At 69.7% G+C, this 24,890-nt stretch carries 21 protein-coding genes and 3 tRNA genes; 13 read left to right on the forward strand and 11 right to left on the reverse strand.

Features of this window, described 5'->3' with window-relative positions:
- Nucleotides 1–20: 20 nt before the first annotated feature.
- Both HNR30_RS26730 and HNR30_RS26735 read right to left on the reverse strand, forming a co-directional pair.
- On the reverse strand, nt 21–1,574 hold the full coding sequence (locus tag HNR30_RS26730; RefSeq protein WP_181612750.1) for an ABC transporter permease subunit: 1,554 nt from the start codon (nt 1,572–1,574) through the stop codon (nt 21–23).
- Complete coding sequence (locus HNR30_RS26735) at nt 1,571–2,491, reverse strand: ATP-binding cassette domain-containing protein (protein WP_181612751.1); 921 nt, start codon at nt 2,489–2,491, stop codon at nt 1,571–1,573. The genes HNR30_RS26730 and HNR30_RS26735 overlap by 4 nt, the downstream gene beginning before the upstream one ends.
- Before the next feature lie 136 nt (nt 2,492–2,627).
- Here HNR30_RS26735 and HNR30_RS49470 point away from each other — a divergent pair, with 136 nt between their 5' ends.
- Nucleotides 2,628–4,199, forward strand: a complete 1,572-nt coding sequence (locus tag HNR30_RS49470) for a sensor histidine kinase (RefSeq protein ID WP_220134002.1) — start codon at nt 2,628–2,630, stop codon at nt 4,197–4,199.
- Nucleotides 4,196–4,870, forward strand: a complete 675-nt coding sequence (locus HNR30_RS26745; RefSeq protein WP_181612752.1) for a response regulator — start codon at nt 4,196–4,198, stop codon at nt 4,868–4,870. The genes HNR30_RS49470 and HNR30_RS26745 overlap by 4 nt, the downstream gene beginning before the upstream one ends.
- Nucleotides 4,871–4,959: 89 nt before the next feature.
- Here HNR30_RS26745 and HNR30_RS26750 read toward each other — a convergent pair.
- The 3 genes from HNR30_RS26750 to HNR30_RS26760 all read right to left on the reverse strand — a co-directional run bounded on the left by HNR30_RS26750 (nt 4,960) and on the right by HNR30_RS26760 (nt 5,343).
- Nucleotides 4,960–5,032 (reverse strand) — tRNA-Glu (locus tag HNR30_RS26750).
- A 17-nt stretch (nt 5,033–5,049) separates the two neighbouring features.
- Nucleotides 5,050–5,125, reverse strand: a tRNA-Glu gene (locus tag HNR30_RS26755).
- Between the two features lie 146 nt (nt 5,126–5,271).
- A tRNA-Gln gene (locus HNR30_RS26760) sits at nt 5,272–5,343 on the reverse strand.
- Between the two features lie 161 nt (nt 5,344–5,504).
- On the opposite strand from HNR30_RS26760, the gene HNR30_RS26765 reads away from it, so the two are divergent.
- The 3 genes from HNR30_RS26765 (at nt 5,505) to HNR30_RS26775 (ending at nt 9,223) form a co-directional block, all read left to right on the forward strand.
- Nucleotides 5,505–7,481, forward strand: a complete 1,977-nt coding sequence (locus HNR30_RS26765) for a M3 family metallopeptidase (protein ID WP_181612753.1) — start codon at nt 5,505–5,507, stop codon at nt 7,479–7,481.
- Nucleotides 7,482–7,706: 225 nt separating this feature from the next.
- On the forward strand, nt 7,707–8,258 hold the full coding sequence (locus HNR30_RS26770; RefSeq protein WP_181612754.1) for an RNA polymerase sigma factor: 552 nt from the start codon (nt 7,707–7,709) through the stop codon (nt 8,256–8,258).
- Nucleotides 8,258–9,223 (forward strand): CU044_5270 family protein, encoded by a 966-nt coding sequence (locus HNR30_RS26775; protein ID WP_181612755.1) that lies wholly within the window; start codon nt 8,258–8,260, stop codon nt 9,221–9,223. The genes HNR30_RS26770 and HNR30_RS26775 overlap by 1 nt, the downstream gene beginning before the upstream one ends.
- Here HNR30_RS26775 and HNR30_RS26780 read toward each other — a convergent pair.
- Together HNR30_RS26780 and HNR30_RS26785 are read right to left on the reverse strand one after the other, a co-directional pair.
- A complete protein-coding gene (locus HNR30_RS26780) occupies nt 9,195–10,025 on the reverse strand; it encodes an SDR family oxidoreductase (protein ID WP_181612756.1) in 831 nt (276 codons plus the stop codon). The two genes, HNR30_RS26775 and HNR30_RS26780, sit on opposite strands and share 29 nt — an antisense overlap.
- A 17-nt stretch (nt 10,026–10,042) precedes the next feature.
- Nucleotides 10,043–10,582, reverse strand: coding sequence for a PadR family transcriptional regulator (locus HNR30_RS26785; protein WP_312894658.1), 540 nt, complete (start codon nt 10,580–10,582; stop codon nt 10,043–10,045).
- A 56-nt stretch (nt 10,583–10,638) separates the two neighbouring features.
- Here HNR30_RS26785 and HNR30_RS26790 point away from each other — a divergent pair, with 56 nt between their 5' ends.
- Nucleotides 10,639–11,880: an MATE family efflux transporter gene (locus tag HNR30_RS26790; protein WP_181612758.1), complete on the forward strand. Its 1,242-nt coding sequence runs from the start codon at nt 10,639–10,641 to the stop codon at nt 11,878–11,880.
- Here the strand turns inward: HNR30_RS26790 and HNR30_RS26795 are convergent.
- The 4 genes from HNR30_RS26795 to HNR30_RS26810 all read right to left on the reverse strand — a co-directional run bounded on the left by HNR30_RS26795 (nt 11,877) and on the right by HNR30_RS26810 (nt 15,631).
- Nucleotides 11,877–12,683, reverse strand: a complete 807-nt coding sequence (locus HNR30_RS26795; protein ID WP_181612759.1) for an ABC transporter permease — start codon at nt 12,681–12,683, stop codon at nt 11,877–11,879. The genes HNR30_RS26790 and HNR30_RS26795 overlap by 4 nt on opposite strands.
- Nucleotides 12,680–13,393, reverse strand: coding sequence for an ABC transporter ATP-binding protein (locus HNR30_RS26800; protein WP_181612760.1), 714 nt, complete (start codon nt 13,391–13,393; stop codon nt 12,680–12,682). The genes HNR30_RS26795 and HNR30_RS26800 overlap by 4 nt, the downstream gene beginning before the upstream one ends.
- A gap of 113 nt (nt 13,394–13,506) precedes the next feature.
- Nucleotides 13,507–14,838, reverse strand: coding sequence for a glutamate--tRNA ligase (gene gltX / locus HNR30_RS26805; protein ID WP_220134097.1), 1,332 nt, complete (start codon nt 14,836–14,838; stop codon nt 13,507–13,509).
- Nucleotides 14,839–14,866: 28 nt separating this feature from the next.
- The gene (locus tag HNR30_RS26810; RefSeq protein WP_181612762.1) at nt 14,867–15,631 is read right to left on the reverse strand and encodes a fumarylacetoacetate hydrolase family protein; all 765 of its coding nucleotides are present in this window, start codon (nt 15,629–15,631) and stop codon (nt 14,867–14,869) included.
- Between the two features lie 124 nt (nt 15,632–15,755).
- On the opposite strand from HNR30_RS26810, the gene HNR30_RS26815 reads away from it, so the two are divergent.
- The 7 genes from HNR30_RS26815 (at nt 15,756) to HNR30_RS26845 (ending at nt 24,883) form a co-directional block, all read left to right on the forward strand.
- On the forward strand, nt 15,756–17,216 hold the full coding sequence (locus tag HNR30_RS26815; RefSeq protein ID WP_181612763.1) for an N-acetylmuramoyl-L-alanine amidase: 1,461 nt from the start codon (nt 15,756–15,758) through the stop codon (nt 17,214–17,216).
- An 85-nt stretch (nt 17,217–17,301) separates the two neighbouring features.
- Nucleotides 17,302–18,744, forward strand: coding sequence for a golvesin C-terminal-like domain-containing protein (locus tag HNR30_RS26820; protein WP_181612764.1), 1,443 nt, complete (start codon nt 17,302–17,304; stop codon nt 18,742–18,744).
- A gap of 22 nt (nt 18,745–18,766) precedes the next feature.
- Nucleotides 18,767–19,549: a protein kinase family protein gene (locus HNR30_RS26825; RefSeq protein ID WP_181612765.1), complete on the forward strand. Its 783-nt coding sequence runs from the start codon at nt 18,767–18,769 to the stop codon at nt 19,547–19,549.
- Entirely contained in the window at nt 19,533–20,582 is a 1,050-nt protein-coding gene (locus HNR30_RS26830; protein WP_181612766.1) for a hypothetical protein, read from the forward strand. The genes HNR30_RS26825 and HNR30_RS26830 overlap by 17 nt, the downstream gene beginning before the upstream one ends.
- A complete protein-coding gene (locus HNR30_RS26835; protein ID WP_181612767.1) occupies nt 20,579–21,790 on the forward strand; it encodes a metal-dependent hydrolase family protein in 1,212 nt (403 codons plus the stop codon). The genes HNR30_RS26830 and HNR30_RS26835 overlap by 4 nt, the downstream gene beginning before the upstream one ends.
- Nucleotides 21,790–22,395 carry a nitroreductase family protein gene (locus HNR30_RS26840; protein ID WP_181612768.1) on the forward strand — a complete coding sequence of 202 codons (606 nt, stop codon included), beginning with the start codon at nt 21,790–21,792 and terminating at the stop codon, nt 22,393–22,395. The genes HNR30_RS26835 and HNR30_RS26840 overlap by 1 nt, the downstream gene beginning before the upstream one ends.
- A gap of 34 nt (nt 22,396–22,429) precedes the next feature.
- Nucleotides 22,430–24,883, forward strand: coding sequence for a LuxR C-terminal-related transcriptional regulator (locus HNR30_RS26845; RefSeq protein WP_181612769.1), 2,454 nt, complete (start codon nt 22,430–22,432; stop codon nt 24,881–24,883).
- Nucleotides 24,884–24,890 lie beyond the last annotated feature (7 nt).

The raw sequence follows: 24,890 nt of genomic DNA on the forward strand, positions 1-24,890 counted from the left end.
CCCGACTCAGACGTCATCGCTCACACGTCTCGGGATCGGAGCCGGTGGATCGCCACGCCCAGGGCGAGCGCCGCGTAGATGCAGAGCACCCCGAACCCGGCCCAGGCGGGCAGGGGGAAGTAGCCCTCGAGCGGCGACTCGGATGTGAGGACGTGGGGGTAGCTGGGCATGCTCTGCTGGACGGCGAAGGCGGCAGCAGGAGTCAGGCGCAGCAGCCACTGCGCCGGGCCTGTCGGAAGCAGTGAGGTCGTCGCCAGGATGTACGGCAGGACGATCAGTGCGAACGTGGTGACGATCGCCGCCGCGCTGCGCCGGAAGATCACCCCGAGGCCGAGCGCGAACACCGCCGTCACGGCCAGCAGCGCCGCGGTGCCGCCCACGATGCGGGCCTGGGTGAGAAACGAGATCGGCAGGATGAAGTTGCCGTTGTCGCGCAGGATCGGCAGGGACACGGCGATCGTGGCAACGGTGGCGACCAGCGCTCCGGCGAGGGTGACGGAGCCGATCACGACGGCCTTGGCGGCGATCGCTCGGTGCCGCCTCGGGCTGGCGAGCATGGTGATGGCGATCATTCCGCGGCGGTACTCCGCCGTGATGTACATGACGGCCACCACCGTGACCGCGATCATTGCGGCGAGCGTGCCGGTGAGGATGCTGGAGTAGCGCACACCATCGGCGGTGACCGGCGCGATGTCGCCGTTGCCGGTGACGGTGAAGGTGTCGCCCGACTGGGTGGCCTCGCCCGGGCGATGGGGCGTGTGTCCGTCGGGTCCGAGGGTGACGCCGACGTCGGTCCGCGTCCACTCGCCCGTGGCGGAGGGGGTGACGTTGTCGAAGGTGGCGGTGGCGTTCGCGAGGCGGGATGTGGAGATGCTTCCGCCGAGGGAGTTGCCGGTGAGCGTCATGTCGTCGGGCGACGCGACGAAGAGGCCGATCTGCACCGTGTCGGGGAGGTCGTCCATGCGAACGGTGCTCACGGTGCTCCAGGTGCGGCCGTCGGCGGACTCGCTGCCGGTGATCGTGTCGCCGCTGCGGCTCAGTTTCAGCCATCGGCCGCCGGGCGCCGAGGCGCTCCCCGCGGCGTCTTCGGTGAAGTCGTGCTGCATGCGGACGCCGTGCTTGGCCGTGACCATCACCGCCGCGTAGGACGAACCCTGCTCAAGGCCTTCCTTGATCATGAGGCCGGCCTTGGCCCAGGGTGTGTTGCCGGGGACGATCTTGTCGTGGTTGGGAGGCGGGTAGGTGATCGTGCCGGAGAGCGACGCGACGCGGGCGGTGATCGTGCCGTCGCCGGTGAGCGGCTGGTGTACGAAGAAGAACTTGTCGTTCACCGCCTCTCCGCCGGGCCCGGTCGGAGGAACCGGGCAGGCCACCTCTTTCGTGCCCTGCATGCACGAGCTGAAGGAGTTGGCCGCGAAGAGCAGGCCGAAGGCGGGGATCACCAGCAATGCCACGACCAGGCCGATGGTCCAGCCGCGGACGGTGCGGAACTTGGTCCACTCGGCGCGAAGCAGTTGGGCGAAGCCGTCGCGTGCGGCGCGCGCCTGGGAGCGCGGGCGGGTGGTGGTCGTCATCTCCCCGCACCTCCGTGGAACTCGACGGACGCGCGCGTCAGGTCCATGTAGGCCTCTTCGAGGGTGGCGCGATGGGCGCTCACCTCGGCGAACGGCACCGCGTCGCGGGTCAGCAGACTGACGACCCGCTCGGCTTCCATGCCTTCGATCACCAAGGTGTCGGGCCCGGTGACGGTGACGATCGCTCCGGCGGGCGACAGGGTCTCCATGGCCGACTCGCGCGACGGTGTGCGCAGCGTGACGCGCCCGTTGGACGCCGCCGCGATCAGCCGCGACACGGCGGTGTCGGCGACCACCTGCCCGCGCCCCACGACCACGAGATGCTCGGCGGTGTCCTGCAACTCGCTCATGAGATGGCTCGACACCAGGACCGCCCGCCCCTCGCGAGCCAGCGAACGCAGGAATCCGCGCACCCACAGGATCCCCTCGGGGTCGAGCCCGTTGAACGGCTCGTCGAGCATCAGCACCGCCGGATCACCCAGCAGCGCCGCGGCGATGCCGAGCCGCTGCCTCATGCCCAGCGAATAGCCGCCCGCCCTGCGCCGGATGGCGCCGCCCAGCCCCATCAGCTCGGCGACCTCGTCGACACGCTTGGCCGACAGCCCCTGGGAGTGGGCCAGCCACAGCAGGTGGTTGCGTGCCGTCCGGCTCGGTTGGAGAGCGCCAGCGTCGAGCAGCGCTCCGACCTCGCTCAGCGGGTTTCTGAGCTTGGGGTACGGCATGCCGCCGACCAGTGCGGTGCCCTCGTCGGCGGTGTCGAGCCCGAGGATCACCCGCATCGTGGTGGATTTGCCGGCTCCGTTGGGGCCGACGAACCCGGTCACCTGGCCCGGCCGTACGGTGAAGGACATCCCGTCGAGGGCGAGGACCTGCCCGAACCGCTTGCGCAGCCCGGAGACTTCGATGGTCGCATCCATGCCAGGCAGATTAGGGAGCTTGGGCGTACCAGGGCGTCCCGCGTGGGAGCCATCTTCGGCCTCCCTTACGTAAGGGAGGCAGGATCCCTCACGTGAGGGATGCCCCGGCAGGGCTCTGGCCTGCACAATGACCTGTGTGAATCGGTGGGTCGAGTGGGCGCGGCGCATCGCAGCCGCCCCGCGCGCGCCCGTCGTAGCAGGGGTGCTGCTGGTGCTGCTCGCGGTGGCCGAGTCGCTCCTCGACGCGCGCGACACCCGACTGCCCAGCCTGGTGGGCGGGATCAGCGAGACCGTGCCCGTCGGGACGATCACTCCGGCCGTGTCGCCGCACCCGCCCGACAACGCGCTGTACTTTCTCGTCTTCCCGCTGCTCGCCCTAGCGGCCACGCTGCCGCTCCTGCTGCTCCGGGCCCTGCCGGGGGCAGTGATCGTCACGGCGACGGTGGTGGTGTCGCTCACGGCGTTCCACACCCTGACCCTTGCCGCGGCGGCCGCGTTGCTGATCTCGGAGTACCGGCTCGGACGTAGGGGCTCCCCGTTGGCGGCCGTGGTGCTGGCCGCGCCCTTCCCGGTGCTCGCCCTGGTGATGGCGGCTTCCGAACCCTCGGGAGAAGGGTCGCTGGCCGTACTGGTCCTGGCGTCGATGGCGCCGACCGCGGCACTGGCGGGCATCGCACAGCGGGCCCACGCCCAGACGCTGGCCTCGGCCGCCACCCGGCAGGTCGTGGAAGACTCGCTGCTCGCTCACACGGCGCGCGGTGAACGGGCGAGGATCGCCCGAGAGCTGCACGACGTCGTGGCGCACCACATCTCGATGGTGGCCGTCCAGGCGGAAACCGCGCGCCTGGCCACGCCGGGCATGCCCGACGCCGGGGCCGAGCGGCTGCTGGCCATCGGGAACACCGCGCGGGCCGCGCTGACGGAGATGCGGCGGGTGCTGGGCGTGCTGCGCGAGGACGCCGAGGCCGAGACGGCGGAGCGCCGGCCGCAGCCGGGGTTGCGGCTGCATGAGCTGAACGCGCTGCTCGACGAGGCGCGGGAGGCTTCTGGGACGGTGGTGCGGCTCGTCCTCAGCGGGACGCCGGAGGTGTTCGATCCGGGGGTGGAGTTGGCGGCTTATCGCATCGTTCAGGAGGCGCTGACGAATGCCCGGCGGCATGCGCCGGGGGCCGCGGTCGATGTGGAGCTGGCGTATTCGGCGGAGGCGCTGCGGGTGCGGGTCAGGGACAACGGGCCGGGCACGGCGCAGGGGGCGCGGCGGTCTGTCGGGGGTGGGGATGTCGACGAGTGGCTGCTCGCGGACAGGACGCACGACGGGGCAGACGGGGGGGCGTACGGCAGAGCCGGCGGGGGGACGCACGGCGGCGGGCCAGGTGGGAGGACGGGCGGGCCGGGTGGCGGAAGGCGCGACGGGACGCGCGGCGGCGGGCTAGGTGGGAGCTACGGCAGGACAGGGGGTGGGCGACTGGCTGGTGCTGCTTGGGCGGGGGTGCGCGGCGGTGGGCAGGAGGAGGCAGGTGGATGGGGGCGCTTCTTGGGGCGGCGTCGGGCGTCGCTGATCGTGGAAACCCCCGTGCTCCCGGTCGCCGGGCACGGTTTGTCCGGTATGAAGGAGCGGGTGGCGGCCGTGGGTGGGCGGTTCCGGGCCGGGGCGGCGCCCGGTGGCGGGTTCATGGTCGAAGCGATCCTTCCCAGGGCCGCCGAATGACGACAGGGAGCGGGAGCGTGCGGATCATCGTCGCCGACGATCACCTGGTGGTGCGCACCGGCTTCGCCGAGCTTCTCGGCACGCAGCCCGACTTCACCGTCGTGGGCACCGCCGCCGACGGTGCAGAGGCTGTACGGCTCAGCAAGGAGCTGGAGCCCGACGTCGTCCTGATGGATGTGCGTATGCCCGGTATGGATGGCATCGAGGCCACCCGTCGCCTCATGGCCGGGCCGGCGGGGCCGTACGTGCTGATCCTCACCACGTTCGATCTCGACGAGTATGTGTATGACGCGCTCAAGGCCGGTGCGAGCGGGTTCCTGCTGAAGGACGTCACCGCGGAGCGGCTGTTCGACGCGGTGAGAGTGATCGCGGCGGGCGAGGCGCTGCTGGCGCCTGGGGTCACCAAGCGGTTGATCCGTGAGTTCGCCCAGCTCAAGCCGAGGGCGAATCCGGTGGTGCTTGAAGGGCTGACCCCGCGTGAGACGCAGGTGCTACGCCTGGTGGCCGAGGGGTTGTCGAATCCGGAGATCGCCGACCGGCTGGTGGTGACGGAGGAGACGGTCAAGACGCATGTGAGCCGGGTGCTGAACAAGCTCGGGCTGCGCGACAGGACCCAGGCGGTGGTGTTGGCCTATGAGAGTGGGCTGGTGGTGCCGGGACAGAAGGAGTGAAGGGGCCGTGCCCGGGAAGGGGCGACTGGGCCTTGTAGGGAGCTGTGCCCCGGAAATGAGAAAGCCCCTCGTGAAGAGGGGCTGAGGAGTAGTCCCGACCGGATTCGAACCGGCGCTACCGCCTTGAGAGGGCGGCGTCCTAGGCCACTAGACGACGGGACCGCTCGCGATTGTGACAGTGGTAGTCCCGACCGGATTCGAACCGGCGCTACCGCCTTGAGAGGGCGGCGTCCTGGGCCACTAGACGACGGGACCCTGTCACAAGCGACGTGCCGGGTTTCCCCGGCAGCGCTGGTAACTCTACCGCACCCCGTGGAGCACAACCAAACTGAGTGCCAAGGCTCTCAAACATCCCCGGAAATGCAGAAAAGCGGATGATCTACAGATCATCCGCTCCAGAGCTGGGGTACCAGGACTCGAACCTAGAATAACTGAACCAGAATCAGTCGTGTTGCCAATTACACCATACCCCATCGCGGCGAACCCCTTGGGGCTCACTGGCGACGTCCCAAACAATAGCCCAGTTCCGCCTTCATCGCCAAAACGATTGCCGAACCGCTGTCCCAGTGCCATTGCACAACCCCCGACATGCCAAGCTAGACAGGACAAAATCACCCCGTGAGGAGCCCGAGCGTTGACCGACAACCCGTTCTTCGCACCCAGTGCCCTGCCGTACCAGCTGCCTGACTTCGCCAACATCCGCGAGGAGCACTTCCGGCCCGCGTTCGAGCGTGGCATGGCCGAGCACCTGGCCGAGGTCGACGCGATCGCGAACAACCCCGAGCCGCCCACTTTCGACAACACCATCGTGGCCCTGGAGCAGGCCGGACGTATTCTCGCCCGGGTCGCCACGGTCTTCTACAGCCTCGCCTCCTCCGACGCCTCCGACGCGATCCGCGAGCTGGAGAAGGAGTTCGCGCCGAAGTTCGCCCAGCACAGCGACGAGATCAGGCTCAACCGCGCGCTGTGGGCGCGCATCAAGCAGGTCGCCACGGACGACGCCGAGGAGGCGTGGCTGCTGGAGCGTTACAGGACCGACTTCATCAAGGCCGGCGCCGACCTGACCGAGGAGGAGCAGGCACGGCTCAAGGGGCTGAACTCCCAGCTGGCCGAGCTGGCCACGGAGTTCGGGCAGAACGTGCTCAAGGCGACGACCGAGTCGGCCTTCGTCACCAGCGATGCGGGTGACCTCGACGGCCTCGACCAGGCCGAGATCGACGCGATCAAGCAGGAGGACGGCACCTTCGTCCTGCCGCTGCTCAACTACACCAACCAGCCGAAGCTCGCGCAGCTCACCAACCGGGCGACCCGCGAGAAGCTGTACACCCTGAGCGTCGAGCGGGCGCCGCAGAACTTCGACCTCGCGCCGAAGATCGCCCAGATCCGCATCGAGCGGGCGAACCTCCTCGGGTATCCCAACCACGCCGCGCTGATCGTCGCCGACCAGACGGCCAAGACCGTCGACGCGGTCGAGGAGATGCTGGCACAGCTGGTCGGCCCCGCCGTACGGAATGCCAAGAAGGAGGCCGCGGCGCTGGCCGAGCAGGCCGGGCACGAGATCCAGCCGTGGGACTGGTCGTTCTACGCGGAGAAGGTGCGCCAGGCCACCTACGACTTCGACGCCTCGGCGATGAAGCCGTACTTCGAGCTGAACCGGGTGTTCGACGACGGTGTGTTCTACGCCGCGACCAAGCTGTTCGGCATCACCTTCTCCGAGCGTCCCGAGCTGAAGGGGTATCACCCCGACTGCCGGATCTGGGAGGTGTCCAACGAGGACGGCTCGCCGATCGGCCTGTTCCTGCTGGACCCGTACGCCCGGCCCACCAAGCGCGGCGGCGCGTGGATGAACAACCTGGTCGATCAGTCGTTCCTGCGCGACGAGCGGCCCGTGGTGATGAACAACCTGAACCTCACCAAGCCGGTCAGCGGCCCGACGCTGCTGACCTTCGACGAGGTCAACACCGCTTTCCACGAGTTCGGCCACGCCCTGCACGGTCTGTTCTCGCAGGTGCGCTTCCCGCGTGTCGAGGGCACCAACGTGCCGCGCGACTTCGTGGAGTACCCGTCGCAGGTCAACGAGATGTGGGCGACCTGGCCGGAGATCCTCACGAACTACGCCAAGCACCACGAGACGGGCGAGCCGATGCCGGCCGGGCTCGTCGAGAAGATGAAGGCCGCCGAGCAGTTCAACCAGGGTTTCGCGACACTGGAGTACCTCAAGGCGACGCTGCTCGACTGGGCCTGGCACAAGCTCGGCACCGGCCAGACCGTCGCCGACGGCCGCGCGTTCGAGGACGAGGCCCTGCGTGAGGCCGGGGTCGACTTCCCGCTGGTGCGCACGCGTTACCGGACGAACTACTTCCTGCACATCTTCTCCGACATCACCGGCTACAGCGCGGGCTACTACTCCTACATCTGGAGCGAGGTGCTCGACGCCGAGAGCGTGGAGTGGTTCAAGGAGAACGGCGGGCTCAAGCGGGAGAACGGCGACCACTTCCGCAAGACGCTGCTGTCGGTCGGCGGCAGCATGGACGCACTGCAGGCGTTCCGCAACTTCCGCGGCCGCGACCCGCAGATCGCGCCGCTGCTCAAGCGCCGCGGGCTCGACTAGGGCCTGTCTCGAAGCGAGGCCAGTCCTTCTGAACCTCGAAGCGAGGCCAGGCCTTCTCGATCTCGAAGCGAGGCCGATCCTTCTCGACCTCGAAGCGAGGCCAGGCCTTCTCGACAGCGGCCCTCTCCGGTCCCGGGGAGGGCCGCTGCCTTTCCGCTATGAACCTTTTCGTCACGCGGCGGTAAGTAACGATGTCCGCTGACCCACTGAGAAGGGCTCATATGCATGACCATCACCCGCGAAGTCGACCAATCCGACGACGCGACCCTCATCCAGGAGTCACTCCGTGACCCCGAGCTCTTCGCCGCCCTGTTCGACCGGCACGCACCGCTTCTGCACCGCTATGCCGTACGCCGGTTAGGGCCCGACGCGGCCGAGGACGTGGTCGCCGACACCTTCCTGGCGGCGTTCAAGCATCGCGACCGGTATGACCGCTCGCGTCCCGATGCGCGGCCCTGGTTGTACGGCATCGCGTCGAATGTGATCGGCAAGCGCAAACGTAGCGAGCTCAACCTCTACCAGGCCTACGTGCGCAGCGGTGTGCACCCTGGCGTGCCTCCGGTGGAGGACGGGGTCAACACGCTGGCCGTCAACCGGCCCCTGGCCGCGGCGCTGCTGAAGCTCAAGCGCGCCGACCGGGACGTGCTCCTGCTCGTCGCCTGGGCGGAGCTCACCTACGAGGAGGTGGCGCGGGCGCTCGACATTCCGGTGGGAACCGTACGGTCCCGGCTCAACCGCGCCCGCACCAAGATCCGCGAGACGTTGGGAGACGTGTGATGGACGACCTGAAGACGATGTGGGCCGAGGTGCCCGTGGCCGACCGCCAGGACCTGGCCCCGGCCAGGGCCAGGCTGCTGAACGGCATGCACGGCGCGAGACACGGCCGGGCGGGCGTGAGACGCGAGGAGGCGGGCACGAGACACGGCGAGGCGGGCGTGAGGCGCGGCCGGGCGAGTGTGAGGTTCGCCGTCGCCGGAGGGCTGGCCGCCGCGCTGGCGGTGGGGTTCGTGGTCGTGCAGGTCGTCGCGGACCCGGCGCCGGCCAGCGCGCAGGATCTGCTGGCCCGCGCGGCGCGGACGGCCGCGGCGGAGCCCGACCTGAACCCGCGCGCCGACCAGGTCGTCCACACGGTGGCGCGCGATCGGTCGGCGATCTTCGCCGCCCCCGACGCCTCGGGCGAACCGGTGAGGATGCAGGACGAGGTGCGCGAGGCCTGGTCGCCCGCCGACAGCTCCGGCGCGTTCATGTTGCGCCAGGGCGACCAGATCACCCTGATGAAGCTCTGCTCGGAGAGTTTCGACAGGAAACGGCGCACCACCTACGCCGATCTGGCGAGCTGGCCCACCGACGTGGCGTCGCTCCGCGAGAGGGTACGGCAGGCGGCGGCCGCACACCCCGCCGAGCCGCATCTCCGCATGTCGTACACGCTTCAGAACCTGATCGACAAGTCGGTCGTACGGCCCAGCCTGCGGGCGTCGCTGTTCGCCCTGATCTCCGAGATGGAGGGCGTGACGGTGAAGCCGTCGATGACCGACGCTCTGGGGCGCGCCGGTGTGGGCGTGCGCACCGCGGAGGGCACCACCCTCATCTTCGAGCCCGAGACCTACCGCTACCTGGGCTATGCCGAGGAGAACAGGAACGGCCACGTGATCGCCTCGCACGCCCTGGAGACGGTCGAACTCCTCGACCGTCTCCCGAAGGAGAAGGTGACGTTCACCGAGCCGGGCTGTATTCCGGCCTGAACGCCTCAGCGTGCTCGGCCGCCCACTGCGCGAAGGTCAGGGGCGTACGGCCGAGCAGGTCCGCGACGGTCGAGCTGGGCTGGTAGGCGTCAGGATCGACGTCGCCGAAGACCCTGATCTGGAAGTCGATCATCTCCTCGGGCACCCCCTGCGCGGCGTACTTGACGCGCATCTGCTCGATCGACAACTCCACGAACTCGATCTCGCGCCCGATCGCCTCGCCGAGGATCCGCACCTTGGTGGGGATGTCGAGCCGTTCGCCGCCGGTCAGGCCGTACGTCTTGCCGGTGTGGCCATCCGAGGTCAGCACATGGGCGATCACCGCGCCGATGTCGGCCTCGTGCACCATGACCGTCTTGGTCGCGGCGAACGGCTCCTCGATGCGGTTGCTCAGCCGTACGGACGGCGCCCAGGCCAGCGCGTTCGACATGAACTCGGTGGGCTGGACGTAGGTCCAGTCGAGGTCGCTCGCGCGCAGGGCCGGCTCGAGGGTGCCCTCACCCCAGCTGCTGAGCAACGTCACCTTGCGGCCCGCGAGGAGCTTGACCAGCTCGGGGCCGTTGCGGAGCGGGGTGTAGTCGGAGTCGGCAGTGTCGATGAGGTGGACTCCGGCTACACCCTCCAACGCCGGGACGATCGTGTCGAGGCGGGTCAGGTCGCCCTCCACCACCTCGACCTCGCGGGCGAATCGGGCATGCGAGGCCGAACGGGTGAGAGCCCGCACGTGGGCTCCGCGCTCCAGGAGCGAGGTGACGACGTGGCGGCCGACTGCGCCGGTGGCACCGGTGACGAGGTAGGTCATGGAGCTCACGCTAGGAGCTATTGCGGCAAGGACAGTTCCTCGATCGTCGCCCTCAGCCATTCTTTCTCGGCGGTGCCGGTGGCGCGCGCGACCAGGAGCATGCCCCGGCGGAACGGATCCGGTTCCTCCTCGGCCCTGACGGGCTTTCCGGAGTCGTAGAAGAAGCTCGCCGGGGTCTCCAGGAAGTCGAGGCGGCGGCGCAGCACCTTGACCTGGTCGGCGCGGTCGGGCAGCACGGACAGGAAGGTCAGCAGGGTGAAGAACCTGGTCTGGTCGGTGATCTCGACGTCCTTCGGGGAGCGGAGCCTGTCCATGAGTTCCTCGCGACCGGGGAGGGTCAGGGTGAGCATGTGGCGGGCGGCGGCGGCCGAGCCGCGCTCCTCATGGGCGACGACCAGGCCCTTCTCGCGGAGGCGGGCGATGGCGGGGTAGAGGGCGCCGTCGCTGATCGGGCGTCTGTGGCCGGACAGCGCCACAAGGCGGCTTTTCAGCTCGTAGCCGTGCATCTGGCGCTCGAAGAGGAAGCCGAGGATCGCGAGGCTCAACTCATTGGACACGGGATACATCGTACCGCTATACCTCTATTCGAGATAAATCGAAAAGAGGTAAGTCCATGCTCCTCCGGCTCGCCGCCCCCATCTACGTCGAACTGCTCACAGCGGTCGTAGCCGTCAGCGTGATCGACCTGCTCTGGGTCTCCGGCCTGGGACCGTCGGCGATCGCCGCCGTCACGATCGCGACCACCGTCGAATACCTCCTCTACGGCCTCTTCCTCGCCGTCCCGACCGGGCTCACCGTCCTGATCGGCCGCAACGACGCCCACGCCGGCGACGCCGGTGGCTCCATCAGCCCCATCCGCCCTCTCGTGCGCACCGGCTGGCTGGCCACCATCGTCATCGGCACCTCGATCGCCGCACTCGCCCTCCCCCTGCGCCACCACCTGTCCGCCCTGCTCGCCCCCGACCCCGCCACCGCCGCCCTGACCGCCGGCTTCCTGGCCGTCAGCCTGGCCGGCCTCCCCGTCTACTTCGCCCAGACCTGCGTGGACGCCGTCGCCAAGGGCCGCGGCAACACCAAGCTCCCCATGCGCAACGCCCTGATCTGCAACGCGCTGGTGATCGTCCTCGACCCGCTGTTCATCTACGTCCTCGACCTGGGCGTCCAGGGTGCGGCGCTCGCCACGGTCCTCGCCCGCGCGATCACGCTGCTCATCGCCCTCACCGCCAGGCTCACGCCGCGCGACGGCGCCGGCTGGGCGTCCCCGTGGCCGATCCTGCGCACCGGCCTGCCCATGTCAGGGGATTTCCTGAGCCGTTCCGTGGTCGGCCTCGTCATGGTCGACCTGGTCGCCGCCTTCGGCCTGTCCGCCCAGGCCGGGTACGGCATCGGCCTGAAGATCATGCTCGCCGGGGTGATGGCGTTCTACGCCGTCCGCCAGGCCACGATGATCGCCACCGCCCGATCGGAGCCTCTCCCCTCCCCCGCGAAGATCGGCCTGGTCACCGGGGCCGTCGTGGCTCTGGTGCTCAACCTGGTCGCCTCCCCCGCCGCCTCGTGGTTCACCGGCGACCCGGCGGTGGCCGAACAGGCGGTGGCGTTCCTGCGGTGGATGCCGCTCTACCTGCTGCCCTTCGCCACCCTGCTCGCCGTCGGCGGAGTCCTCCAGGCCTCGGGCCGCGGCGCCCGCCTGCTGGCCGCCACCCTCGCGGGCTTCGCCGTGCAACTGCCTGCCGCCTACCTGCTCAGCGGGTGGATCGGGGTGACGGGGCTCTGGCTCGCCATGGCGGCCGGGGCGGCCGTCTCCCTCGCCGGAAGCGGAAGCGGCAGCGCCGTCAGGGCCATCGCCCGCCGTTAGTCGCCGAACCGCGACAACTTCCCGTGGGCCCTGGCATAGCGCAGGGCCCACGCGAAGACCCCCAGCGCCGCCGCCAGGTACACGACGTCCAGCACCGCCGCCACCGCGAGGTCCGCCCACGGTACGGCGCCGCCGCTCAGGACGGTGCGCATGCCCTCGAACACGTACGTTCCGGGGATGGCGTGGGCGACGGCCTGCAGTGGCTCGGGCAGCACGCTGACCGGGTAGAAGATGCCCGTCAGCGGCTGGGCGACGAACACCAGCGACCAGGCGATGACCTGGGCGTTCTCGCCGAACCTGAGCACGGCGGCGATGCCGACGAGGCCGAGGCTCCATCCCATGACGAGCAGCAGCGCCATGAAGGGGACCAGCCCGGCGCCGACCGCCGTGATGCCGAAGCCGTACAGCAGCATGCTCAGCACCGCCATCAGGGCGACGGCCACCACGACCTTGCCGAGCGCGAAGAGCATCAGGCCGAGCAGGTACTCGCCGCTGGACAGCGGGCTGACCTGGACGTTGAGCAGGTTCCTGCTCCAGATGTCCTCCAGGAAGGCGATGGAGATCTCGTTGCTCGCCTTCTGCAGCACCTGCCAGAGCAGGACGGCGCCGAGCAGGAAGCCGACCACGAACGGCACCTGCTGCGACTGGAGAAACAGGGTGACGAACCCCCACAACACCAGTTCCACGGTCGGCCAGAAGACGATCTCGAACATCCGGATCGGGCTGCGGCGCAGGGCGGCGAAGTCGCGGCGCACGACGCCGCGCACCCGTTGCGCGCGGGCCGGGAGCGTCAGGGCGGTCATCGGCGTGCCACCTTCAGGAAGACCTCTTCGAGGTCGTCGGCGCCGAAGCTCGTGGTCAGCTCGGCGGCGCTGCCGCTGGCGATGATGCGGCCTTCGGCCATGAAGTGGATGCGGTCGCACATGCGCTCGACCTCGGGCATGTTGTGCGAGGTGATGAGCATGGCGCGGCCGTTGTCGCGCGCGAGCCGTACCAGCAGGGAGCGGACGCGGTCGCCCGCGTCGGGGTCGAGGTTGGCGGTGGGCTCGTCGAGGATGAGCAGGTCGGGCTCGTTGATGAGCGCCTTGCCGAGCTGGACGCGGGTGCGCTGGCCTGAGGAGAGCTCCATGTACCTGCGTTTGCGCAGCCGTCCGAGCTCCAGCAGGTCGATCATGTCGCGCACGCGGCTCTGGGGCACGGCGTAGAGGTCGGCGTAGGCCTCCAGGATCTCCTGGACGTACAGGACGCCGGGCAGGTCGACGTAGCTGGCGGCGAAGTTGATGCGGCTCAGCACCTCGATGCGGTGGCGCTGCAGGTCCATGCCGAACAGCTCGACGGAGCCGTGGTCGGGGGTGATGAGGCCGAGCAGCATGTGGAGGGTGGTGGACTTGCCGGCGCCGTTGGGGCCGAGCAGGCCGACCACCTCGCCGGGGCCGACGGTCAGGTCGAGGCCGTCGACGGCGGTGACGGGTCCGAAACGTTTGGTGAGGGCACGTGCTTCGAGGAGATGCACCACGCCAGGATGCGGAAGCGGGGGCGCACCGGGCAAAGGGTTTTCACGGTGCTGACCGCCGCACGCGCCCTCCCTCCCACGGCCGGCCGTAGGAGGGAGGGCCGTGTCGCCGTCTAGGCGCCGAGCTTGGCCAGCGCCGCGCGCACCCGCTCGACCGACTTCGCGCGCCCGAGCACCTCGATCGACTCGAACAGCGGCAGCCCGACGGTGCGCCCGGTGATGGCCACCCGCACCGGCGCCTGCGCCTTGCTGAGCCCCATGCCGAGCTCCTCGCCCACCTTCAGCAGGGCGTCCTTCAACGACTCGGGGTCCCAGTTGACCACCTCGAGCGCCGACAGGTAGCCGGTGAGGATCTCGACGGGGTTCTTCTTCATCGCCTTGTCCCACGACGCCTCGTCGAAGACGGGCTCGTCGAGGAAGAGGAAGTCGACGTTCTGCCGAATCTCGCTCAGCACCGGGATGCGGGTCTGGGCCAGCGGCGCGACCTTGCTGAACAGCTCGGCGTCCCAGGAGGGGTCGAGGTACGGCAGGCACCGCTCCTCGAAGATCTCCAGCGGGAGCGCCCGGATGTACTCGCCGTTGAACGCGCGCAGCTTCTTCTCGTCGAAGAAGGCGCTGGCGGAGTTGACGTTCTCGAGGGAGAACAGCGGCATCATCTCGGCCCACGGCATGATCTCGCGGTCGCCGCCGGGGCCCCAGCCGAGCAGCATGAGGTAGTTGACCATCGCTTCGGCCAGGTAGCCCTCGTCACGGTAGGACTCGAGGGCGACCTTGTCGCGGCGCTTGGACAGCTTCTTGCGCTGCTCGTTGACGATGACGGGCAGGTGCGCCCAGACCGGCGTGGTGGCGCCGAGCGCGGGCCAGAGCATGACCTGCTTGGCGGCGTTGCCCAGGTGCTCCTCGCCGCGCACGACGTGGGTGATGTTCTGGGTGATGTCGTCGACCGCGTTGGCCAGCACGTAGAGCGGCGAGCCGTCGGTGCGGGCGATGACGAAGTCTTCCTGGGCGTCGTTGGGGAACTCCACCCGGCCCCTGATGATGTCGTCGACCACGGTGACGCCCTCGTCGGGGGTGCGGAAGCGCACGGCGCCCGCGCTGAGCCCGCGCTCGCGGCAGTGGCCGTCGTAGCCCTTGTGCTCGGAGCCGGTGCGGGCGACCAGGTCTTCGCGGGTGCAGTCGCAGAAGTAGGCGCGCCCGTCGGCCAGCAGCTTGGCGACGGCCTCGCGGTGCTGCGGCTCGAAGGTGGACTGGAAGTAGGGTCCCTCGAAGACCGGGTTGGTGCCGTTGATCCCGATCCAGGCCAGCGCCGAGATGATGCCCTCGGTCCACTCGGGCTGGTTGCGGGAGGCGTCGGTGTCTTCGATGCGCAGCACGAAGACACCACCGGACTGCTCGGCCAGCGCCCAGTTGAACAGCGCCGTGCGGGCGCCGCCGACGTGGAACATGCCGGTCGGGGAGGGTGCGAATCGGACCCTAATCACGGGAGACCACCTTGTTCGTCAAAGTGCCGATGCCCTCGATGCCCACGCTGACCTCGTCGCCGACCTCCATCGGGCCCACGCCCGCGGGGGTGCCGGTCAGGATGACATCGCCGGGGATCAGCGTCATGACCGCGCTGACGTAGGAGACCAGCGCGGGGATGTCGTGGATGAGCTGGCTGGTGCGTCCGCTCTGCCGTACGTCTCCGTTGACCGTCGTGGTCAGGGCCAGGTCGGAGGGGTCGAGGTCGGTCTCGATCCACGGGCCGATCGGACAGAACGTATCGAACCCCTTCGCGCGGGTGAATTGCACGTCCTTTTTCTGGAGGTCGCGCGCGGTCACGTCGTTGGCGCAGGTGTAGCCGAAGATGACGTCCTTGACCCGCTCAGCCGGGACCTCGCGGCACAGGCGGCCGATGACCACGGCGAGCTCGCCCTCGAAGTCGACCCGCTGCGACAGCGAGGTCGGGTAGGCGATCGACTCGCCGGGACCGATCACCGACGTCGACGGCTTCATGAAGATCAGGGGCTCTTCCGGCACCTCGTTGCCCAGTTCGGCGGCGTGCTCGGCGTAGTTGCGGCCGATCGCCACGACCTTGCTCGGCAGCATGGGCGCCACCAGCCGCACCTCGGCCAGCGGGAAGCGCTCGCCGGTGAACTGGATCTGGTTGAACGGGTGACCGGCGACCGTCGAGATGAAATCGCCCTCGACGACACCGAAAGAGACACCCTCACCTGTGGAGAACCTTGCGATACGCACCCGTCAAGGCTATCGGGGCTTTGGTGTCAAGCGGTCATACCTCAATCGTCACATGGGGCGATATTTCAACATGCTGCTCCGTAGCCTGCACGCGTTGTTACCCGTTGACTGAGGAGATCACCCCATGCGGACCGCCCGGCTGGCGGCTGCAGTCTCGCTGCTGCTGCTCGCCCACCTCCCAGCGCCTGCCCAGGCCGCGACGAGCCCTCTGAGCGACGCCTTCACCAAGGCCGCCACCGCGTTCGACGTCCCGGCCGACCTCCTGGTCGCCATCGCCTACACCGAGTCACGCCTGGACGCCCACGAGGGCCAGCCCAGCGCCAGCGGCGGGTACGGCATGATGCACCTGGTCAGCCCCGGACCCCTGGAGAAGGCCGCACAGCTCACCGGGGAGAGCGCCGATCGGGTCAAGACCGACACCACCGCGAACATCCTGGGCGGCTCGGCCGTCCTGGCCTCCCTGGCAGGCCAGATCAACCGCAAGGACCTGGCCGCCTGGTACCCGGCGGTCGCCGCCTACTCGGGCGCCGCCTCCGACACCGTCGCCCGCCTCTACACCGACGCGGTCTACGAGGTGCTCAACAAGGGCCTGACCACCCCCGAGGTCTCCATCACGCCCAGCCCGGTGCAGCCCCAGCGCGGCGAGCTGGAGAACGCCCGCAGCTTCGCCCAGGTGATCAGCGCCGACTACCCCGCGGCGCACTGGATCGCGGCCAGCGCGAGCAACTACACCGCCGGCAACCGCACCAGCGTCGACCGTGTCGTCATCCACGTCACGCAGGGCTCCTACGCGGGCGCGATCTCGTGGTTCCAGAATCCGCGCTCCCGCGTCTCGGCGCACTACGTGGTGCGTTCCAAGGACGGCGACATCACGCAGATGGTCCGCCACAAGGACATCGGCTGGCACGCCGGCAACAGCTCCTACAACCGCCGCTCGATCGGCATCGAGCACGAGGGCTTCGTCAACAACGCCTCGTGGTTCACCGACGCCATGTATCGCGCGTCGGCGGCGCTGACCAGGGCCATCTGCGACAAGTACCGCATCCCGAAGGACCGCAAGCACATCATCGCCCACAAGGAGGTGCCGGGCGCCGACCACACCGATCCGGGACCCCACTGGAACTGGAACCGCTACATGCAGCTGGTCAACGGCACCAGCACGCCCGACCCCGGCAACCCCAAGCCCAAGCCGCCTGGCGCCTGGAGCGCGGTGATCGACACCCCGACCGGCAGTGCCAACTGGGGCAGCTCCGACTTCTCCGGCCAGAAGTACGGCAAGACGTACCGGTTCGCCAAGCCCGCCAAGACGGCCGACGCCGCCTGGTTCACCGCCAAGCTGCCCTCGGACGGCAAGTACAAGATCGACGTCTGGTACCCGGCGAACAAGGGCTACAACACTGTGGCGCCGCATCTCGTCAAGGGGAACACGATCGAGATCAACCAGACCGTCGCGGGCGGTTCATGGCAGCACCTGGGCACCTTCGCCTTCACGGCGGGCACCCAGAAGGTGGTCGGGGTGAGCCGGTGGACCACCACGCCCGGCTACGTGGTCGCCGACGCCATCAGGGTGACCAGGGTGTCATAGGACGAAAAGTTTCATCTGACAAATGGGCCCTGGCAATTATCGACAGATGATCGTATGGTGCGGTCAACCCCCCAAAGGAGTTGACATGCGATTAGTTGCCTCCGTCTCCCTCGTCCTCGCGCTGTTCGTGGCCGCCCCGGCCCAGGCCGCCACGAGCCCCCTGTCGGACGCCTTCGACAAGGCCGCGCAGACCTACGACGTGCCGCGCGACCTGCTGGTGGCGCTGGGCTACGCCGAAACCCATCTCGACGGGCACGGCGGAGAACCCAGCGCCAGCGGCGGCTACGGGGTCATGCACCTGGTCAGCAACCCCTCCACCAAGAACCTGGAGAAGGCCGCCGAGCTGACCGGGCTCAGCGCCGACCAGCTCAAGACCGACACCGCCGCCAACATCCTCGGCGCCGCCGCCGTCCTCGGCTCGCTCGCCGGCGACATCGACCGCAAGGACCCCGCCGCCTGGTACGAGGCGGTCGTCCAGTACGGCAACGTCGCCAGCCCCGAGGTCGCCCGCATCTACGGCGACGCCGTCTACGAGGTGCTCAACAAGGGCCTGTCCACCCCCGACGTCTCCGTGGCCGCCAGCCCGGTGCAGCCCCAGCGCGGCAAGCACGACCGCGCCCGCAGCTTCGCCGAGATCCTCAGCACCGACTACGGCCCCGCCCACTGGGTGCCGGCCAGCTCCAGCAACTACACGGTCGCCAACCGGCCGACCTCCAACGCGATCGACCGCATCGTCATCCACGTGACCCAGGGCTCCTACGCGGGCTCGATCTCGTGGTTCCAGAACCCCAGCGCCGGTGTCTCCGCGCACTACGTCATCCGCTCCTCCGACGGTGACGTCACCCAGATGGTCCGCAACAAGGACATCGGCTGGCACGCCGGCAACTGGACCTACAACCAGCGCTCGATCGGCATCGAGCACGAGGGCTTCGTCAACAACGCCTCGTGGTTCACCGACGCCATGTACCGCGCCTCCGCGGCGCTGACCAAGGCCATGTGCGAGCGGTACGGCATCCCGAAGACCCGCTCCTACATCATCGGCCACAACGAGGTCCCCGGCGCCACCCACACCGACCCCGGGCAGTACTGGAACTGGTCCAAGTACATGGAGCTGGTGACCGGCAGCACCTCGACCTGGTCCACCATCGTCGACAGCCCCACCGCCTCGGCCAACTGGGGCACCTCGACCTACTCGGCCCAGAAGTACGGCGCCAACTACCGCTTCGCCAACCCCGAGGCGGTCAGCGACCCGGCCTGGTACCGCGCCAACATCCCCAGCGCGGGCACCTACCGCGTGGACGTCTGGTACCCGGCCGACGCCGGCTACAACGACTCCACTCCGTACATCGTGGCCGCCTCCGGCGGTAACCAGTCGGTCCGCGTGAACCAGCGCACCGGTGGCGGGAGCTGGCAGAGCATCGGCACCTTCACCCTCAACGCGGGCGACCAGAACATCGTCGGCGTGAGCCGCTGGACCAGCGGAGTCGGCTACGTGATCGCCGACGCCGTGCGCATAACGAAGCAATAGCGCTTATCGCTAGTCTCCCGCCGTGGAGACAGCGCACTACACCGTCATCAGGCGACTGGGCGAGGGAGAGACCTTCCTCGCCCAGTCCGCTTCCGGGCAGCTGGTGGCGCTCAAGTACCTCACGCCTGAATACACCGTGGGACTACGCGCCTGGCTGCCCGAGGCCCGAGCCGTATCCAGCCGCCACCTCGCCCCCATCCTCGACGCCGACCTCGACGCCGAGCGGCCCTGGGTGGCCACCGCCTACTTGGAGGGGCCCACGCTCCAGGAGCACGGCCCGGTCGGCGGCTACCTCGGCGAGCTGAGCTCGTGCCTGCACGAGGCCGTGGACGCCCTGCGCCAGGCGGGGATCGCCCACGGCGACCTGCGGCCGTCGAACGTCATCCTCAGCACCAACGGGCCGCGCCTCGTGGACTACGCCCTCACCGACCGGATCGACGATGCCGACGGCCTGGAGTCGGTCCTGGCCTATGCCAAAGGCGCCACCGCCGTGGAGCCCTACCGGCCCAAGCGGGCTCTGCTGATCGTCTCGGCCGTCACCGCGCTCTTCGCCGCGGCGGCGGGGGCGACCCATCCCGCGCTCTGGCCCGACGGGGAGGTCTGCTGGGCGGTCGGGGAGGAGACGCGGAGGAGTCACGACATCCAGGACGCCTGGTTCCTGCAGCAGGCCAAGGAGACGGACGACACCCAGCTGCGTCTGGCGCTGGAGAACGCCGCGCGGGCCGACGCCTCAGGTGACCTGTTATCCCCGTCGACCGACTACAACGACGCCCTGGCGAGGATCTCCGATGCTTGTGAACGCTGACCACGCCCACGTCACGCTGGGCCGCGCCCGCCGGATCGCACTGGCCGCCGCGCTCACCGTGGTCGGCGTGATGGTGCTGGTCAGCGTGGGCTGTGCCGCCTTCGTCCGGCCCGACTGGGAACGCGTCGACTACACCTCCCTCTTCAACACGATCTACGGGATCACCAGCTTCCCCCTGGTGAGCCGCGAGGTCCCGCCGGCACTCGTGCTGGTCTGGACCGTGCTCGCCTACGCCGCCGTGGCCGCGGTCGTCTACGGCCTGGTCGTCGGCCTGCGCAGGGTGGTGCCGGTACGGCACGGCAAACTGGCCGCCTTCCTGCTCGGCTGGGGCGCGACGATGGTCGCACTCCTGGCGGCCGCCGTGTTCTTCCAGGGCGCCATAGGCAGTGGGTACTGGCCGGGACTGGAGCCGACCGATTGGAGAGCACTCTTCGGCGCGCACGCCAACGGCTGGACACTGCTCTTCGGCTGGCTCGGCGGGCTGGCGGCGCTCGTCGCCTACCACCGCACACGCGTCTCCGACGGACCGCCAGCGCCCAGGCACACCGGTCGCGCGTTCGCGGCGGCGGCGCTCTGCGCGGCCGTGCCGGCCGCGCTCATGGTGGTCGGCGGGCTGCTCCCCCTTCGCGTGGAATCGGGCTGGCCGATCTGGCTACTCGACTTCCCCAAGCCGCTCACTTCTGAGTTCCTCGAGCCCGCGCTGACGATGGCGGACGTGCTGGCGACCTTCGCCATGGCGCTCCTGACCCTCATTCTGCTGACCGCCCTGCTCGGGCTCGCCCTGCGCGGTGCCCGGCCCTCCTTCCCCGGCGTGTTCGTCCTGAGCTGGATCTGCGCGTTCCTGGTCACCTCCGCCTTGGGGGCGCTCCACTCCTGGGTCTCGCTGATCGTGCAGGAGGGCTCGGGCTTCAGCACCTGGAACGGATACTCCGTCTTCGACGGCGCCACCTACGGCATCGCCATCGGCTGGCTGGCCGGGCTCGTCGCCGCCCTGGTGTTCGCAGGGCTTCGCCGTACTAGATTCCCCGCATGACACGCATTTCGGCTGATCTGCTCATTCCAGGCGACGGCGAGCCCGTACGGCACGGCACGGTGGTGATCGAAGGCGGCGTGATCACCTACGCCGGGCCCGCCCAAGGCGAGTCCGACCTGCACGTCCCCGTCGTCATGCCAGGCATGTGGGACTGCCACAGCCACCTGTTCGGCCTCACCGACCTGGAGCCGAGCAAGGTGGTGTCCGTCCCGATCCCCACCAGGGCCGCCAGGTGCGTGCCCGACCTGAGGGCGGCGCTCGACGCGGGCGTCACCTCCATCCGCGAGGTCGGCGGGCTGGGCATCTACCTCGCGCCCGCGGTCGAGGACGGCACGGTCGAGGGGCCGTCCATCTACGCCGCGGGTGCCATCCTGTCGGCCACCGGGGGCCACGGCGACCTGCACGGCCTGCCGTACAACTGGGTCGTCGACTACGGTCACCACGGCGGCGAGCTGCGCATGGCCGACGGGCCGGACGAGTGCATGCGCGCCGTGCGCGACCAGTTGCGGCGCAACGCCAAGGTGATCAAGATCTGCGCCTCCGGCGGCGTGCTGTCCGACGTGGACCACCCGATCCACCAGCAGTTCACCGACGCCGAGATGCGGGCGATCGTCGAGGTGGCCGCGATGGCCGACCGCAGCGTCGCCGCCCACTGCCACGGCAAGCCCGGCATGATCGCCGCGCTGGAGGCCGGGGTGAAGACCATCGAGCACGGCACCTACCTCGACGAGGAGGTGTGCGAGCTGATGCGCGAGAAGGACGCGGTCCTGGTCGCCACCAGGACCATCATCGACGAGCTGATCACCGACGGCTCGCTGCCGCCGATGTACATGGACAAGCTCAAGGCGATCGCCGAAATCCACGCCGACGCCGTCGCGCTCGCCCACCAGAAGGGCGTCACCCTCGCGATGGGGACCGACGTCTTCGTCAGCGGCTCCGAGCGGCCCAACTCGTGGGGGCGCAACGGGCGCGAGCTGGCGCACCTGACGGCCTGCGGGCTCTCCCCGCTGGAGGCGATCAAGGCCGCCACCGCCAACGGCCCCCTGACCCTCGGCCGCCAGGCCCCGCGCAGCGGCGTGCTGGCCGAGGGCCACGACGCCGACCTGATCACCCTGTCGGCCGACCCGCTCGCCGACATCTCGGTACTGGCGGACCCTCGAAATGTCACCGGCGTGTGGAAGGCTGGGCGCAAGGTGAAGGGGGCCTGATGGAATTCCAGGACGTCGTCGACAAGCGCCGGATGGTGCGCAACTACGACCCCGAGCGGCCGGTGCCGCCGGAGATCCGCGAACGCATTCTGAGCAACGCCCTGCACGCGCCGTCGGCGGGCTTCAGCCAGGGCTGGGCCTTCCTGACGCTCGAAGGCGACGACATCCGGACCTTCTGGAAGGCCGCCGTCAAGGACCGCGGCGACGACCCGTGGCTGCAGGGCCTGATGAACGCTCCCCTGCTGATCATCCCGCTCTCCCACAAGCAGGCCTACCTCGACCGCTACGCCGATTCCGACAAGGGCTGGGAGGACAAGGACGAAAACCGCTGGCCCGTGCCGTACTGGGACATCGACACCGGCTTCGCCTCCCTGCTCATGCTGCTGACGGCGGTCGACGAGGGGCTGGGCGCCTGCTTCTTCGGCATCCCGCCGGGCGAGAACACCAGGAAGTTCAGGTCCGCCTTCGGCGTGCCCGACTCCTACACTGCCATCGGCGTGATCAGCATCGGCTACCGCGCCCAGGACCGTCCCTCGCCGTCGCTGAAGCGCGGCAGGAAGCCCGTCGAGGCCGTCGTGCACCGAGGGTCGTGGGGCAACCACTGAGCGAGACCAGTCCGGGCGTGTCACACTGGCCAGAGTGAGCCCGCGCAGGCACAACATCCCGGCCGAGCCCAACCAGTTCGTCGGCCGGAGCAGAGACCTCGACGAGTTGAGCCGCCTGGTGCACGAAACCAGGCTGCTCACCCTGAGCGGCATCGGCGGCATCGGCAAGACCCGCTGCGCCCTCCAGCTGGCCACCCGGGTGGTCGAACACTTCCCCGACGGCGTGTGGCTGGTCGAACTGGCCAAACTCACCCGTCCCGACCTGGTGCTGCACGAGGTCGTCGGCACGCTCGGCCTGCGCGAGGAGGGCGGGCGCCCGCTGCTCGACTCCTTGCGCGACTTCCTGTACGGCAAGCGGCTGCTGCTGGTGCTCGACAACTGCGAACACCTCGTGCAGCCCTGCGCGGAGCTGGCCGAGTCGCTCCTGGCCGCCTGTCCCGAGCTGCGGGTGGTGGCCACCAGCCGCGAGCCGCTGAAGATCCCCGGCGAGCTGGTGTGGCGGGTTCCCCCGCTGGCCGTCCCGCTGCCGGGCCAGCCGATCGAGCAGGCCGAGTCGGTCGAGCTGTTCCTCCACCGGGCCCGCGCGGCCGGATCCGGCCTGGCGCTGACGGCCGACAACGCCCCCGACATCGAGCGGCTCTGCCGCGACCTCGACGGCCTGCCGCTGGCGCTGGAGCTGGCCGCCGCGCGCACCTGCGTGTTGTCGCCCGGCCAGATCGCCCAGCGCATCGGCGACCGCTTCCGCCTGCTGACCACCGCCTCCCGCACGACGCCCGCCCGGCAGCGGACCCTTCAGGCGACCATCGACTGGAGCCACGCGCTCCTGTCCCCCGCCGAGCAGGTGCTCTTCCGCCGCCTGTCGGCCTTCAGCGGCCCGTTCACCCTCGACCTGGCCGAGCTGGTGTGCGCCGACGGCGACCTGCCCGCCTTCCAGGTGCTCGACCGGCTCGCCCTGCTGGTCGAGAAGTCGCTGGTGCTGTTCGACCAGGGCGACGCCTGCTACCGGCTGCTGGAGTCGACCCGGCAGTTCGCCGCCGACCGGCTGGAGCAGGCGGGCGAGAGCGCCACCATGGCCGACCGCCTGCTGCACGGCCTGGCCGCACTGGCCACCCGCCACGGCCACGACATGTGGCTGACCGACGACCGCGCCTGGGCCGACCGGGCGGCCGCGCGCGACCTGCTGCTGCGCCTGGCCGACAACGCCCGGCAGGCCATGACCTGGGCCGCCGCCTCCGGCCAGATCGCCCACGGGCTCCGCCTGGCCTGCGCCTACATGCCTGCCTGGATGATCACCGGATCCTTCGCCGAGGGCCGCGGCTGGCTGGAGACCTTTCTGGAGCGCAGCGAGGGCGAGCCGGCCGAGCTCGTCGGCGACGCGCTGGTCTGCCACTCGGCGCTCGTCTTCGAACAACACGACTCCGCCGCGGCCGAACGGTCCGTCGCCCGTGGCCTGGAGCTGTGCCGCGCGGCCGGCTCGCCCGTCCTGCTCGGCTTCGCCCTCGACATCTCGGCGATGCAGGCCGTCTTCCGCGGCGAGCTCGCCCCGGCCCGCGCCCGCGCGCAGGAGGCCCTGGAGGTGATCGGGCCGGGCGGCTCGGGATACCTGGAGGCCGGCGCCCGGATGATCCTGGCCTCGGTGTCCGGCCTGGAAGGCCACCGCAGGGAGGCCCTGGCGGGCGGCGAGGGCGCCATCGAGTGCTACCTGCAGACCGGCCAGCTGTACGGCGCCGCCAGGGCAGGGCTGGAGCTGGGACGGCTCGGCGACGCCCTCGGCGAGCTCGACTTCGCCCGGCGCCAGCTCGACCGGGCGATCTCCCTGGCCGGCGAGGCCGGCTCGCAGCCGCTCCTGGCGCTGGCCCTGGGCCTGCTCGGGCTGATCCTGGCCCGCCAGGACCAGGGCGACGACGCCACAGACCGCATCCGGGAGTGCGTGCGGCTGAGCCAGTCCATGGGGCAGCACCTGCCCGTCGCCTCGGCGCTCATGGCGCTGGCCGTCCTGGCCGAGGAGCAGGAGGACCTGGAGCCCGCCGTACGCCTCTGGGCCGCGGCCAAGGCCCTGGAGCAGCGCCTGGGCCTGTTCACCTTCACCTCCGCCTCCCCCGAGCCGCTGCTCGCCAGGGCGCGGGCCAGGCTGGGCGACGGGCTGGTCAGCCAGTGGTGGGCGATGGGGAGCGCGATGAGCGAGGAGGAGGCCGTGCGCTACGGCCTCGAGGGGGTGCGCCCGGCCCGCGTCGCCAAGCCGGCGGGCGGCGCGACCACCGTGCTGACCGCGCGCGAACGCGAGATCGTCGCGCTGATCCGCAGGGGCATGTCCAACAAGGCCATCGCGGAGGAGCTGTTCATCAGCCCCGCGACGGCCGCGCGCCACGTCGCCAACATCCTGACCAAGCTGAACTTCAGCTCCCGCTCCCAGGTCGCCGCCTGGGGAGCCGAACTACACATCGGCCTACACAGTCCTGGCCATGCGGGCAGGGAGCCGCGCTCCTAGCGTGGAG

Origin of the sequence: Nonomuraea soli (assembly GCF_013761175.1) — a bacterium.
Lineage (GTDB): Bacteria > Actinomycetota > Actinomycetes > Streptosporangiales > Streptosporangiaceae > Nonomuraea > Nonomuraea soli.

Excerpts from the sequence above, each read along its gene's own strand:
- HNR30_RS26830 (WP_181612766.1), top strand. The coding sequence starts at position 19,533 with ATGCTTGTGAACGCTGACCACGCCCACGTCACGCTGGGCCGCGCCCGC.
- HNR30_RS26775 (WP_181612755.1), top strand. The coding sequence starts at position 8,258 with ATGGACGACCTGAAGACGATGTGGGCCGAGGTGCCCGTGGCCGACCGC.
- HNR30_RS26735 (WP_181612751.1), bottom strand. The coding sequence starts at position 2,491 with ATGGATGCGACCATCGAAGTCTCCGGGCTGCGCAAGCGGTTCGGGCAG.
- HNR30_RS26745 (WP_181612752.1), top strand. The coding sequence starts at position 4,196 with ATGACGACAGGGAGCGGGAGCGTGCGGATCATCGTCGCCGACGATCAC.
- HNR30_RS26815 (WP_181612763.1), top strand. The coding sequence starts at position 15,756 with ATGCGGACCGCCCGGCTGGCGGCTGCAGTCTCGCTGCTGCTGCTCGCC.
- HNR30_RS26770 (WP_181612754.1), top strand. The coding sequence starts at position 7,707 with ATGACCATCACCCGCGAAGTCGACCAATCCGACGACGCGACCCTCATC.
- HNR30_RS26730 (WP_181612750.1), bottom strand. The coding sequence starts at position 1,574 with ATGACGACCACCACCCGCCCGCGCTCCCAGGCGCGCGCCGCACGCGAC.
- gltX (WP_220134097.1), bottom strand. The coding sequence starts at position 14,838 with ATGTTCCACGTCGGCGGCGCCCGCACGGCGCTGTTCAACTGGGCGCTG.
- HNR30_RS26795 (WP_181612759.1), bottom strand. The coding sequence starts at position 12,683 with ATGACCGCCCTGACGCTCCCGGCCCGCGCGCAACGGGTGCGCGGCGTC.
- HNR30_RS26840 (WP_181612768.1), top strand. The coding sequence starts at position 21,790 with ATGGAATTCCAGGACGTCGTCGACAAGCGCCGGATGGTGCGCAACTAC.
- HNR30_RS26790 (WP_181612758.1), top strand. The coding sequence starts at position 10,639 with ATGCTCCTCCGGCTCGCCGCCCCCATCTACGTCGAACTGCTCACAGCG.
- HNR30_RS26780 (WP_181612756.1), bottom strand. The coding sequence starts at position 10,025 with ATGACCTACCTCGTCACCGGTGCCACCGGCGCAGTCGGCCGCCACGTC.
- HNR30_RS26820 (WP_181612764.1), top strand. The coding sequence starts at position 17,302 with ATGCGATTAGTTGCCTCCGTCTCCCTCGTCCTCGCGCTGTTCGTGGCC.
- HNR30_RS26835 (WP_181612767.1), top strand. The coding sequence starts at position 20,579 with ATGACACGCATTTCGGCTGATCTGCTCATTCCAGGCGACGGCGAGCCC.